This window comes from Bradyrhizobium sp. Ses1 (assembly GCF_059512365.1).
Genome location: NZ_JCAMOQ010000043.1, coordinates 18,617 through 31,520 on the forward strand (window position 1 = coordinate 18,617; position 12,904 = coordinate 31,520).

The following is a 12,904-nucleotide window of genomic DNA, read 5'->3' on the forward strand; positions in this document are numbered from 1 at the left end:
TCAGACGATCTGCGTCGCCATGACAGACAATTTCATGGCCGCCGCGAGCACCTGCATGGCCTGGCTGACATCGGCGCGGTTGCGCGCCGCGCCAAGGGAGACACGGATCCCGCGCGGCGGCTTGTCAATGACGGCGAAGGCATCTTCGCCGACAACGGCAAGCCCGTGGCGCAGCAGATGCGAAAGCAGGTCCATCCGATTCCAGGATGGCGGTAGCTCCAGCCAAAGGTGATGGCTGGTGGGACGGGATGCGAAAGCGATGCCCTTCAGGATACGTCCCGCCAGTTGCTGTCGTCCCTTGGCTTCGTTGCGCACCGCCTCGATGATCTCATCGGCGATGCCGTTTCGGATCCAGTGGGTGAGGAGCGCGACCATCAGGGGTGGTGACATCTGCATCGTCGCCTGCAATCCGCTGCGCATGGTCTGCGCTGCGGTGGGATCGGGTGCCAGCAGATAGGCGACGCGCAGTCCCGGAGCGATGCATTTCGACGTGCTGGCGGCGAAATAGCTCCGCTCGGGAATCAGGTTTGCGATCGGCGAAGCTGACGGCTCGAGCAGACCATAGGCGTCGTCCTCGATCAGGAAGGTCCCTGCATGGCGGATGATTTCGGCGATGGCCTTGCGGCGCGCCGGGCCTGCGGTGGCGGTCGTCGGATTCTGCTGCGTTGGCACCAGATAGACGGCCTTCGGCTTGTACTTGCGGCATGCATCCTTGAGCGCATCCGGCCGCGCGCCTTGTTCGTCCATCGGCAAGCCGATCAGGCGAACGCCCAATCGGGCGGCGGCTGTCTTCAGGCCGGGATAGGTGAGTGCCTCCGTCAGAACCACGTCGCCGGGCGAGGTGAGGGCGAGAAGCGCATTGAACACGATGGCCTGCGATCCCGGAAAGATCACGAGACGTTCGGCATCCGCATCCGTCACGCGATGGCGCAGCCAGTTTGCCGCCATCTCGAGATCGAGATCGCTGCCGCCTGGTCTTGAATAGGTCAGGAATGCGCCGAAGCCGCTCTCTCTGCGAATCGTCTCCAACCCCTGCGCGATCCGAAGATCCAGATTGGCTTCCACCGGTTGAGGTGGAAGATTCATCGAAAGGTCGATCGTGACTTGCGCGGGAACGTGCGACGGCGAACGCACCGTCGTCTCCGAGACGAACGTGCCCTGACCGACCCTGGCGTCCAGCAGGCCGCGCCGGCGCGCTTCGCCGTAGGCGCGGGTGACGGTGGTGAGATCGATGCCGAGCTCGGTGGCGAGCGCGCGGTGCGTCGGCAGCCTTTGTCCGCGAACAAGCCGGCCGCTCTCGATGTCGGACGCCAGCGCATCGACGATCCGCATGAACAGGGGGCCTTGCCATTCGGAAAGTGTAGGGACCCAATCCATACAATAGGCCTGTTTGTCTTTGATTGTATCCATACATTCTCGTACTGTATGGACATGCCTCAGGTCAAGGAATTCAGCGATGACACAGCCAGTTTCGGTTGCCCGAGCCGCATTGCGCGGCTTCACCATGCGATGCCCCAATTGCGGGAAGGGGCACCTTTTCCGCCGGTTCCTGAAGGTCGTGGATCACTGCGAAGTCTGCGGCGAGGACTACACGCCGCAGCGTGCCGATGACTTTCCCGCCTATCTCGTCATCGTCGTGGTCGGACATGTGGTCGTGCCGGCTTTGCTCGCCGTCGAGATGGCTTACGCGCCGCCGGCGTGGCTGCAACTCGCGATATGGCTGCCCTTTACGCTGTTCGCATCGCTCGCGCTGCTTCAGCCGACGAAAGGCGCGATCGTTGGCCTTCAGTGGCAAACGGGAATGCATGATTTCGCGCAATCGAAGAATCGAAGGTCGGCTAATTCCGCAAAATCCACCCCGTCCACCGACACCACTTCGCTGAAGAGGCAGGCGCTTACCTGAACGCTGCTCGAACTGGCCTGTGGGCAGAGAAGCTCCGTGAGCCATTTTCACGTAATGAGCCCATCACCAAGATCGTAGCAACAATCGGCGCGGCCATCGTGCTGACAATTTGAAGAAACATTCTCACGTTCGAAAGCGCGGGCCTGTGTCGATGCGTGGCCTGACCGGCGGCGGGCATATTGTGGCTTGCTGAAGGTAAGTCCATGCGCCCATCAGACAGAACCATCCAACCCCGCACGCGTTTGCTTGTTGCGTCGCCGACGTGCCGCAATCTGCAACAAAAAATCACAACTAGTTCCTAGGGCGGAACCCAGGAACATCGCTTGAACGAAGGGGCTTCATTGGATTCCTCTGTCACCGACCGATTGGACACGTGGGCGCAGACCGATTGGTGGCGGCGCGCGGTTCGCTGTCCCCGTTGTGCGGCGTCGCTGCGCGAGATCGACGCGCGGCTGTTCTGTTCCAACGTGACGTGTGAATACTCAAGAAGCGGGTTTCCGGTGGTCGAGGACCAGCCGGTGCTGATCGATTTCGCCGCCAGCGTCTTCGAGCGCGGAATGTATGGTGGCGGCAATGGTTCGGTGTTTCACCGCGACGTTTCGCGCCGCTCGATCAGCTCGCGGCTCCATCAGCTCACCTTCGGCGGCAATCAGGTGGCGCAATCAAACTGTGCACGCTTCATCGAGCTCCTGAAGCAGGAATCGGAGCGGCCGGTCGTGCTCGTCATCGGCGGAGGTGCCGTGGGCGACGGCGCCGACGAACTCTACATGGATGACTCCATCGAGTTGATCGGAACAGATGTTTACGCGTCGCCCTATACGCTGCTGGTGGCCGACGCGCACCGGCTGCCGTTCGAGGATGGCGTGTTTGACGGCGTCTGGATCCAGGCCGTGCTCGAACACGTCCTCGAGCCCACGTCCGTCGTGAGCGAGATTCACCGCGTGCTGCGGCGCAGGGGCCTCGTCTATGCCGAAACGCCGTTCATGCAACAAGTGCATGAGCGCGGCTATGATTTCTCGCGCTTCACGCGGAGCGGCCATCGCTGGCTGTTCAAGCAGTTCGCGGAAATCCGCGCGGGCCGCGTCGGCGGCGCAGGCGTCGCGCTGGTGTGGTCGATCCGCTATTTCGCCCGTGCGCTCGGCGCCGGCGACAAGCTCTCGCGCCTGGTCGCGCTGCCGTTCTTCTGGATCCGCCTGCTCGATCCGTTGACGCGCGGCCGCCCCGGATCGGATGCGGCGAGCGGCTTCTTCTTCCTCGGACGCCGGGCGGAGCGTCCGCTCGATCCGCACGCCATGCCGCGCTACTATGACGCGCAGAAGTGACGCTTCAGGTGAGGCCTTTGATCTTCTTGCAAGGTGTCGCCGAGGTCGAGGAAAGCTGCACGATGTCGACGACGGATTTCATCGTCAGCACTTCCTTGCTGGTGAGGAAGCGCAGCGTCGCACTCGGATAGGCGTCGCAGAATTGCGACAATGTCGACGCCGTGGCAGGAACGGTGTCCTGCTTGGGAACGACCGCGATACCGCCGTCCTTGAGGATATAGGCGTCCTTCACATTCGTCATGCTGCTCGCCGCCATACAGATCTTGAACAGATCGTTGTAGGATTGGGGCGGCAACTTCAGATCGCCGCCGAGGCTACCCAACAAGTATTCGCGGCTTCGGCGGCAGTTGTCGGCGCCGGCGTGTGCCGTGCCGGTGGCGAGCACAAGCAGGATCGCGGCGGCGGCGATCCGCCTCATGCCGTCACCACCTCAGCCTGCGGCGCAGGCCGCTCGTTCCGAGCCAGTCCGTAGGTCGCGGCAGCGCAACGTTCCCAGGACAATGCGCGTGCATGGGCCAGCGCGCCTGCGGCAAGGCTCGCACGCAGTTCGTCATTCTCGGCGAACCTGGCGATCGCCGCGGAAATGCTGTCGCTATCGGGCGCAACAAGGATGCCGCTTTGATCCGGCAGCACAGCGTCGGGAACGCCGCCGACAGCCGTCGCAACACTCGGCACGCCGCCGGCACCGGCCTCGAGATAGACCAGCCCGAATCCCTCGACCCGGCCGGAGGAATCCGGAAGGCCCGTCAGGCAGAACAGATCAGCCGCGCCATAGATGTCGCGGATCTCTTCATTCGGCAGCGGACCGAGCAGGCGGACATCGCAGTTCGCGGTTTCGATCAAGCGCTGGAGTTCGTTGACATAGTCGGCCTCGCCATTCGGGCCGATCACGAGCCAGGTGATACGCTGGCGCAACCGCTCGGGGAGGCGCGCCAGTGCCGCGAGCGTCAGATGATGTCCTTTGCGGTGGGTGATCCGCGCGACGGTGACTATGACCAGCCGCTCCGGCGCCAGCCCAAGGCCGGCGCGGATGTCCGCACGATCGCGTCGCTCGCCGAACCAGAAGTCGGAAACACCGAGACTGATCGCGCTGATTTGTCCTGCGTCAACGGCAAACCGTTCTCGGAACAGATCCCTGGTGTAGCGGCTGTTCGCCACGATCTCCGTCCGCGGGCCGAACACGCCGGCGCTGCGGATTGCAAATCGCTTCAACGGTGTCTGGGTTTCGTTGATCTCGGTGCCGTGCACGGTCATCAGCACGCGTGCCCGCGTCTGCCAGCGCGACAATGCGACGGGAATGAAGAACGGCCAATCGGCCGCATGGATCACATCGTATGGATGCTCCCGAACCTTGTTGCGTGCCAGCAGCATTTTCGCCGGCAGCTCCTTCATCGAATGCAGGCCACCGGCAAAGCGGGCCACTTCGAACGGCAGCGTGCGATCGCGGCCTGCATTGTCCTGTCCGTAGTCCGGCGCAACCACGGTGACGCGCGCGCCGAGCCGGGCCGCGGCGGCGGCGATCTCCCCTGCATAGGTGCCGATCCCGCCCATGGCGGGAGCAAACTCACTGGTCAGCAGCAGGATGTTCACGTCGATGCCTCAAGAGGCCGTGGCGGCGGCGAAGCCGCGGGCGTCCTGAATTTCCTGATGGTAGCGGTACACGCGCGCCAGTTGCGTGGCCGGCGTGAAGTCCTGGATCGCATCGGCGACCTGCTCGGGCGTGATCTTGCCGCCGTCGATGGCGTCGCGGACATCGATGAAGCGCTGTGCCAGAGTCTCCACCATATCGTCGCGGCTGCCATCCCGTGTCACCAGATAGCCGCTCTGGCCATCATGGATGACGGATTCGAGCTGCGGCAGATGCATCGCGACAACGGGACGGCCGACCGCAAGCGTTTCCAGAACGCAGCGCGGCATGCCCTCGAATTCTGAGGTGAGGATGCCCGCATGCGCCTCCGCCAGCGTCTTCGCCATGCCCGTGGCATCTTTGAAGCCGTGGCGAATGGTGATGTCCTCGATCGCGGCAAACTCGCTGAAGCGATGCGGGTCGCTGGTGCCGATATAGTGAAAGCGGATCGGGCCGTTCAGCCGCTGTCGCAATCGCTCGATGGTGCGGAACATCAGCGGCGGGTCCTTGAATTCGTCGAGCCTGCCGGCGAACACGATCTGGAATGGCGACATGCTCTCCGGGAACGGCTGCGGCTGGAAGATGTCGGTATTGACCCAGGTCCACAGCGTATCGATCTTGTCCTTGCTGCGCGGATAGGTCTTCTGCATCCGCTCGGTGATGAATGGATTAACGCAGAGGAACTTCTCGCTCATCGTCACGGCGAACCGCTCGCCGGTATTGTGCACGAAGGAATATTTCCGGAGCAGCGAATCCATCTGCAGTTTCGGCGCGCCCTCGCCATGTAGCATCTGCACGAAGGGGAGACGCAAGATCGCCGGCAGCCAGGAGAACTCAACCCGACGTAAATCGATCGAGCATCGCCGTGTCCGTACCAGCCGTGCGATCTGGCCGAAATGACGCAGCAGTGCCACGAAGAACTGGCCTGTCAACGAGGAACGAATGGTGCGCGCGGCTTCACGCGCCTGGGCATCGCTGTAGCGAAGGATCGGAAGGAAATCGAAGGTGCGGCCGCGGAATGTGACCCGGTGCACTTCGCCGAGGGTGAGGTCACCGATCGAATCCACGCCGACGAACAGGATGTCGGTGTTGTCAGGATGGAAGGTGATGAAGTCGCGGATATAGGTCTCGAGCCCGCCGACCTTTTGGCCGCGCGGATCGAACGGATGGAGCAGGCAGATCTGATAGCGTGGCCGAACGCGGCTTGCATTGCGGGCGCGCAGCGCCAGTGTGACGGTCGAGGTCATGCGGTCTTCCGGATTCGTGCGTTGATGATCTGGGGCAGCGTGCGCGCAACGAGTCCCGGAACGGCGGCCATGCAGCGGGCATAGCGCGGTCCGAGCCGGCTTGGGTTGTTCAGCATGCGCCAAGCCCATTCGAGTCCGGCCTTCTGGGTAACCGACGGCGCGCGCTTCTGCGTGCCGGCGATGAAATCGAGCGCCGCGCCGATGCACAACACACCAGTGCCATCGAGCTCGTCGAGGCAGCGCGCGGCAAATACTTCCTGGCGGGGCGCGCCGAGCGCAACGAAACAGAGTCTTGCACCGGACTCGCGGATCAGTTCGATCGCATGATCGGCCTCGGCGGAATAAGGATCGAAGTTGGGGCCGGGCGCATACCATCCCACAACTTGCAGGCCCTGGAACCGTTCCGACAGACGTTGCGCGGTCATCTTCAATGTCGCGTCATTCGACCCAAGCAGGAATACAGGAAGGCCCTTCTTTCGCGCTTCCTCGCAGAGCGGTTCCACGAGATCGGCGCCGGTGGTCCGCTCGATATGCGTGCCAAGCAAACGCGACAGCACGACGATCGGGAACCCGTCCGCCGTCACAAATTTTGCACGACGATAGGCAGCACGGAAGTCAGGCCGCTGTTGCAGTTGAACGACATGATCGAGATTCAACGTGCATACGCTGAAGTTTTCGCCTTGCTGCGCAGCCGATACGATCGAGTTCACCGCTTCGGGAAGTGAACCAATGTTGATGGAGATGCCATCAACATTGAGATTGGATGTCGCAGGCTGCGTCTGTATTTCCGGCATGTCGATCTCCAGGTGCGAGAGAAGCCGAGGTGCGCTGATGGAAGTCGTCGGCATGCTCAATGCTTGTGCGATGGGAACTCGCATCTCGAAGACTCTTCCTCGACGAGCGGCGTCACGAAATAGAACTATTGCGTCGCAACGATGGCGATGCCGCTGTGCAAAAATGATTCAGCGCAACGAATGCATTCACTTGATGGAGAGCAGCCATGCAGATGTCGCGACGAAGTGCACTCGCCATTCTCGCAGCCTCAGGCGTCGCCGCGCGTGCAGGAATTTCAACTGCGGCGCCGGCGCAAGGACAGAGTCTCGGTGCAATCGCTGCACAACATGGCTTTGCCTTTGGCGCTGCCGCTGGCCCCGTGATCGACAAGGACCTTGCGTATCGCGAGCTTTACACAACGCAAACGCGCATCATCACAACTGACGTTGCGATGAAAATGGGCACGATCGCGCCACAACCTGGCCCCAAACGTTTCGAGAGCGCGGATCGTCTGCTGCAATTTTGTGCGAGCAATCGCATTCCGATGCGCGGTCATTGCCTGATCTGGAATGATTGGGTTCCGCAGTGGATCAAGAGCATGAGCAACGCGGAGCGTCAGGCGTTCTTCGACTCCTATATAGAAGAAGTGGTCAGCCGCTACGTCGGCAAGTTGCATTCATGGGATGTCGTCAACGAGCCGTTCTGGCCCGGCCACAAAGCGCCCGGCGGCTACAGATTAGGGCCGTGGTATGACGCTTTCGGCGGAACCGGCTACATCCGCCGTGCTTACGAACGCGCGGCCATGGTCGACAAGAAAACCAAATTTGTTCTTAACGAGGCGCAGACCGAGCGCGATGACGAGGTGGGGCACATCGTGCGCAGCGGATTGTTGCGTCTTGTCGATGAATTGAAGCAGGCTGGCGTGCCGCTCGCGGCCATCGGCTTGCAGGGTCACCTGCAGCCGCGCTATCCGCATGATCCGGGACGGTTCGTCGAGTTCCTGCATGAACTCGCATCACGCGGCGTGGACATCTACATCACCGAATTCGATGTGCGCGACGACACGTTCCCGGACGATATCGCAACCCGCGACGCGATGATCGCCGAGACTGCGGAGAAATTCCTCAACAACGCGTTGCGGGTGCCGGCGGTCAAGATGGTGATCGCCTGGGAGTTGGCGGACAATTATTCCTTCTACACGGATGCTGCCAAGAAGAAGGATCCGCTGGCGCAACGCCTGCCGCGGCCACTACCTTATGATTCATCGATGCAGCGAAAGCCGCTGTGGTTCGCGATCGCACGCGCGTTCGAGAATGCGAAGAAAGCGTAACAGAATCGTCATGCTCCGGAATGTTGCGGGCGTGCCCGCAGCATCTTCAGGAGTGACGGTGCGTACAGCAGCGCCAGCATTGTCAGATAGACCGCCGCCCCGGCTGCGATATGTGCCGCGAGCATGATCGCATTTCGCGCTTCCGGGAACTCGCGGAGCAGCGCCGCCATCGCGACGGTCGCAACGGCAATGCGCGCCAGGTGCGCAAACGGCAGCGTCAACCCGAACAGCGAGAAGCCGATGCTGAAGCTCGTGGCGGCTGCCGCAGTCGCAGCGAGAACCGTGGCGCCTGCCGCGCCGGCAAGTCCCCAGTAGCGCAGGCACACCACGCTGAGGATCACCGTCATGGTGGCGTCAATGGCGGAGATCGCCATCATCCAGCGCGTGCGGTTATGCAGCAGGAAGACCTGGTCGCCGAAATGGGCGCGAAGGTTGCGGATCGCGCCGGCGAGTGTCGCGAGCGGCAGCACGCTCAGCGTTGCCTGCTGGAACGGCACCGCGATCAGAAGGTGTACGATCTCGAGTCGCAGCATGAAGATGCCGGTCAGGCTTGGCGCGAGAATCGCAACGAGCAGCGCGGTGTTATCGGCAAGCTGCCGCATTGCCGCCTTGCTGCCGCTTTGCTCCATGCTCTTGACTGCGAGCGGAAAGGCGGCGGCCGTCACCAGCATGGCGGCGACCGCGGCGGCGCGTTGTCCCAGTCCGTAACCGACGGCGAACAGGCCGGCGGCGGCCACACCCTGCATCTCGTTGATGATGAAGCGCGAGGCATTGAGGCCGACCCAGCCGAGCCCGCCACCGATGATCAGGGGAACGCCGTAATGCAATGCGTGCACCACGATCTCGCGATCGATCGGCCACAGGCGGCGGCCGTAGGCGATCTTCGGCAGCACGACCAGCGCAGCCGCGAGTTGCGCGACGGCGTATCCGGCCAGCGGCCATTCGGCGGATTGGCCGAACAGCTTGATCATCACGAGGCCCACGGCAAAGCCGAATGCGGGGCCGACCACCTGCTGGATCGTGTAAACCCAGATCTGCTGCTGGGCGCGGGCGCGCTCGCCGATATAGAGGTTCAGCGAACGGGTCACCACGTAGGCGACGGCCGCCAGCAGCATGCCGAAGTGCGCGTCGGGTGAAATGACGAGGCGCAGCACGACGACGATGACAATGCTCTGCAGCAGGACCGACGCCAGCAGCACCGCATTTTCGGTGCGGTAGAAGCGCGGCGCGTCGCCATCCTTGTAGCGGCCGGAGAAGCGCAGTGCGTATTGCGACCACCAGGCCAGGAACGCGATCTGCAGGAATTCGTGTGTGGCGGTGACTAGCGTGATGATGCCGAGCGTGTGATCGTTGACCACATGGGTCCATACGATCATCGCAATCAACTGGAACAGCGGCCCGACGAACTGCGCAGGGAGGTAGAGCAGTGTGTGGCGCAGCAACATCCTCACGCTCCCAGCCAGCGGGCAACGCGCGCGGAGGAGAACTGCTTGACCGCGCCTAGCGCAGCGATGCTGACCAGTGCTGTCAGTCCGAAAGTGATCGCAAAACTGACGGCGGGGCCGAACTGGCGCAATCCGGCGTGGTCACGCAGCAACATCACGATGAAGATGTGCCAGAGATAGATGAAATAGCTGCCCGAGCCGAGGCTCGCGAGCCAGGCTGCGCTCGGCTGCAACACCAGCAGCGCAAGGCTGAACAGCGCCGCGTACAGGAAGAACGCCGTCGAGTCGTAGACTGCCGCATCGCCGATTCCGGACAGGCGCACGGACAGATACAGCAAATAGGCAAACAGCATGGCGCCGACAACGATCGCGCGCATGCTCCGTGCGGCCACGCCGGCGAACGTTGCCGTCAGCGCGCCTACAGCCATGAACGAAAACCAGAAGGGGATATCGCGCATCCGGGCTTCATCGACGAACGATTCGGCAAAGCCGAGATGGAACAGCAGGGGATCGAGGTAGCTTCCGGCGACAAGCCCGAAACCGATCGCAAGGGCGAGCAGGATTGTCATCCGCTGCTCCGTGTTCTGCCGGTCCGTTCCGGCGGCAGCATAGATCAGCCACAGCACGACGGTGCAGCCGACATAGACGAACACGTAGTAGTACACGAAGACATAAGCGAGTGCGAACCGCGCCAACGTCGTGGTTACGCGATGATCCATCGCGGGATTGTGCAGGGCCATGTAGAGATAGGCGGCGATGAAGGCGATCGTATAGGGGAACACCGCCGCCTTCAGCCGCTTGAACAATGGCACACGTCCGGCGCGCGCGGTCAGGTACCCGGACGCGAACAGGAAGATGGGTACGCAAGGCCGCAGCGCGGCATCGATCGCCTTGGTCCATGCAAGATCGAGCGGCTGCGGCAGGGAATGGATCCCGATCACCATCAGGATGGCCACGCCCCGCATGGTATCGATCACGGCGTCGCGGCTCGTCGCCCGCGCATCCGTGCGGGCGTGAACGATGTCTGCCTGTGCCGACGTCGCGAGCGTCATCACGCGATCTCCCGATGGGAGATCGGTGCCGCCACCGGCTTGACGAAGCGGCGGTCGTAGAGGTCGGTCAGGTAGCGTCGTGACGGCGTCTCGAAGTATCGGTAGGACAGCACACTCACGATGCCAAGGATGATGATCGACACGGGCGCCAGGATCAGCTTGGCATCGGGAGAGGCGAAAAGCATCAGACGCGAATCCAAGGTGATGATGACGGTTGCGATAGGCATGTGCAGCATATAGCTGGAATAAGTCAGTGGCGCGAAGCGATCGAGCTTGAGCATCGATAGCAACGTATCGCGGCCGCTGCAGTCGAGTTGGATCGCGAGTACGGCGATCACGTAGACCGCAACCAGCGCAGCCATTGGCGTCAGCCACGATCCGAACAAGATGAATGCAACAAGCGTCGAAATCAGGGCGCCGCGCGTTGCGGGCCAGCGCGCGATCTGGTCGCGGTAGAGGGAACAGGCAATGCCGAGGCTGAACGCGGGAACCGCGCGGAAGGCTCCGCCCAAGTTGATCCACTCGGACCATGGCAGGGTATCCATGGTCGCTGCCCAAATGCTGTTAGCAAGCGCAGACAACGCTACAAGCGCGATGATCAGTACTTTGCGCTGCAATGTGAGCGCAACGATCAGCGGAAACAGCAGATAGCAGAACATTTCCGCCGACAATGACCAGCTCGGGAAGTTGAACGTCAACCGTTCACCGACGAAAGCATGCAGCAACAGGAATTGCGCCGGCAGATCGGAGAACGAATAGCGCCCGGGATTGTCCGTGTGCGCGATGCCAAACGAAAGCGCGAAAGCAATGCCAATATAGAATGTCAGCGTGGCGAGATGCAGTGGATAGATGCGGGCGATGCGCCGCCAGAGGAAGCGTCCGATGGCGGGGCCGTCGCCGACGTCGTCATGATATTGACGCGCGATGACGAAGCCGGAAACCACGAAAAACAGGTCGACGAACAGGTTGAAATGCCAGACATGGGCGATGATGATGCGCCCGGTCGGCAGCTCCTTGAAATAATCGGAATAGTGCAAAATCACCACAGCGCAAGCGGCGATGATCCGCAGGCTGTCGAGGTGCCGCATCGCGTTGGTGGTCTTGTGCAAAAGTTTAGATCCGCTTCGGGTTGAACTGGCCAGAGGAGAGGGGGTGGGCAGCAAGGCGCGAGATCAGGTCGATCACCGCCTCGCGGTCGCCATGGGCAAGCGCGTTCCAGCGAGCAAGATTCTGCTCGGCGAGCGCGACATAGCGCGTCCGCCAATTCTGGATCGACAGCGCAGCTGCAATCTGCGCCGCGGCGGCGGTGGGCTCGGCGGGATTGATGAAGATGCCGGAGGCGTCGAGCACCTCACGGAAGATCGGCGCATCGGGTGCTGCAATCGGCAGCCCGGCATATTGCGCTTCGAGCAAGGGCAGGCCGAGCCCTTCGTCATGCGAGGTGCAGACGAACAGGTCGGCCGTATCAAGCAATTCCCTGACGCGCTCGGTCGGTTGATAATCGTGCAGCGTAACGCCCGGCATGGCTTCCAGCGCTTGCCAGTCGTCGCCCCAGCCCCGCCGGCCGACGATATCCAGCGTGGCGTCGGCAAAACCTCTTCCGCGCAGCGCCCCGACGAGCGCGGCCGCCGCCTTGAAATTCTTCCGCGGCTCGACGGTGCCGAGGGCGACCAGCCGCAGCGGTGGCGGCGCAGTCGCGCGGCCGGCGCGCTGCTCCGACTGTAATCCGAACACGTTGCGCACGGAGGGACGGTACAGCGTGATCTCGGCATCGGGTCGGGTATAGGCGGCGATCCGGCGCCTTGTATCGTTGGAGTTGGCAAGGAATCGCGGATAGTGCCGCAGCGCCAGCTTGAAGGGACGCGCCATATAGAGCCGGGCACGTGCGTTCAGTTCGGCGGGCCTGGTCACCAGGAAATCATCGTGGATGTAGGGCAGCACGCGCGAGGCGAACGGCAGCAATAGCGGGCTCGGCGGAAAACCGGGGCACAGCAGTATCGCCGACGAGGTCGCAAGCCGCATCGGCAAGCCAAAGGTCTGGGTCGTCACCATCTGGCGCGTGCCGCGCGCGGTGACCGGCACCACATTGAGCGGAGCGAGCGCGGACGCGGAAAACAGTTCGAGCGTAATGCGCTCGAGTCCGGTGACGTGACGTCCGAGATGGGTGTTGTCGACGTAGATGTCCATACGATGTCCTGACGCCA

General features: G+C 62.4%; 12 protein-coding genes. 3 read left to right on the forward strand and 9 right to left on the reverse strand.

Annotated elements, in window-relative coordinates; genetic code table 11:
* Complete coding sequence (locus AC5ZG5_RS33885) at window positions 1-1,410, reverse strand: aminotransferase-like domain-containing protein (protein ID WP_456645320.1); 1,410 nt, start codon at window positions 1,408-1,410, stop codon at window positions 1-3.
* Window positions 1,411-1,456: 46 nt separating this feature from the next.
* Between AC5ZG5_RS33885 and AC5ZG5_RS33890 the strand changes: the two genes are divergently transcribed.
* Window positions 1,457-1,903, forward strand: a complete 447-nt coding sequence (locus tag AC5ZG5_RS33890) for a DUF983 domain-containing protein (RefSeq protein ID WP_456645321.1) — start codon at window positions 1,457-1,459, stop codon at window positions 1,901-1,903.
* A gap of 323 nt (window positions 1,904-2,226) precedes the next feature.
* Window positions 2,227-3,225: a class I SAM-dependent methyltransferase gene (locus AC5ZG5_RS33895; protein WP_456645322.1), complete on the forward strand. Its 999-nt coding sequence runs from the start codon at window positions 2,227-2,229 to the stop codon at window positions 3,223-3,225.
* Window positions 3,226-3,229: 4 nt separating this feature from the next.
* Here the strand turns inward: AC5ZG5_RS33895 and AC5ZG5_RS33900 are convergent, their stop codons facing one another.
* From AC5ZG5_RS33900 to AC5ZG5_RS33915, 4 genes are read right to left on the reverse strand one after another with little or no spacing between them, the layout of a single operon-like run.
* Window positions 3,230-3,643 (reverse strand): hypothetical protein, encoded by a 414-nt coding sequence (locus AC5ZG5_RS33900; protein ID WP_028165252.1) that lies wholly within the window; start codon window positions 3,641-3,643, stop codon window positions 3,230-3,232.
* Window positions 3,640-4,815 carry a glycosyltransferase family 4 protein gene (locus tag AC5ZG5_RS33905; RefSeq protein WP_456645323.1) on the reverse strand — a complete coding sequence of 392 codons (1,176 nt, stop codon included), beginning with the start codon at window positions 4,813-4,815 and terminating at the stop codon, window positions 3,640-3,642. The genes AC5ZG5_RS33900 and AC5ZG5_RS33905 overlap by 4 nt, the downstream gene beginning before the upstream one ends.
* Before the next feature lie 9 nt (window positions 4,816-4,824).
* A complete protein-coding gene (locus AC5ZG5_RS33910; RefSeq protein WP_130227813.1) occupies window positions 4,825-6,099 on the reverse strand; it encodes a glycosyltransferase in 1,275 nt (424 codons plus the stop codon).
* Window positions 6,096-6,893 carry a WecB/TagA/CpsF family glycosyltransferase gene (locus AC5ZG5_RS33915; RefSeq protein WP_028165254.1) on the reverse strand — a complete coding sequence of 266 codons (798 nt, stop codon included), beginning with the start codon at window positions 6,891-6,893 and terminating at the stop codon, window positions 6,096-6,098. The genes AC5ZG5_RS33910 and AC5ZG5_RS33915 overlap by 4 nt, the downstream gene beginning before the upstream one ends.
* Before the next feature lie 206 nt (window positions 6,894-7,099).
* Here AC5ZG5_RS33915 and AC5ZG5_RS33920 point away from each other — a divergent pair, with 206 nt between their 5' ends.
* Entirely contained in the window at window positions 7,100-8,203 is a 1,104-nt protein-coding gene (locus AC5ZG5_RS33920; RefSeq protein ID WP_456645324.1) for an endo-1,4-beta-xylanase, read from the forward strand.
* Between the two features lie 8 nt (window positions 8,204-8,211).
* On the opposite strand, the gene AC5ZG5_RS33925 is transcribed toward AC5ZG5_RS33920, so the two are convergent.
* Genes AC5ZG5_RS33925 through AC5ZG5_RS33940 form a run of 4 tightly spaced genes read right to left on the reverse strand, consistent with a single transcriptional unit; the run spans window position 8,212 to window position 12,887 of the window.
* Window positions 8,212-9,648: a lipopolysaccharide biosynthesis protein gene (locus tag AC5ZG5_RS33925; protein WP_456645325.1), complete on the reverse strand. Its 1,437-nt coding sequence runs from the start codon at window positions 9,646-9,648 to the stop codon at window positions 8,212-8,214.
* A 2-nt stretch (window positions 9,649-9,650) separates the two neighbouring features.
* A complete protein-coding gene (locus AC5ZG5_RS33930) occupies window positions 9,651-10,700 on the reverse strand; it encodes an acyltransferase family protein (RefSeq protein WP_456645326.1) in 1,050 nt (349 codons plus the stop codon).
* A complete protein-coding gene (locus AC5ZG5_RS33935; protein WP_456645327.1) occupies window positions 10,700-11,809 on the reverse strand; it encodes an acyltransferase family protein in 1,110 nt (369 codons plus the stop codon). Before AC5ZG5_RS33935 ends, AC5ZG5_RS33930 begins: the two co-directional genes overlap by 1 nt.
* A gap of 4 nt (window positions 11,810-11,813) precedes the next feature.
* Entirely contained in the window at window positions 11,814-12,887 is a 1,074-nt protein-coding gene (locus AC5ZG5_RS33940) for a glycosyltransferase (protein WP_456645328.1), read from the reverse strand.
* Between the last annotated feature and the right edge of the window lie 17 nt (window positions 12,888-12,904).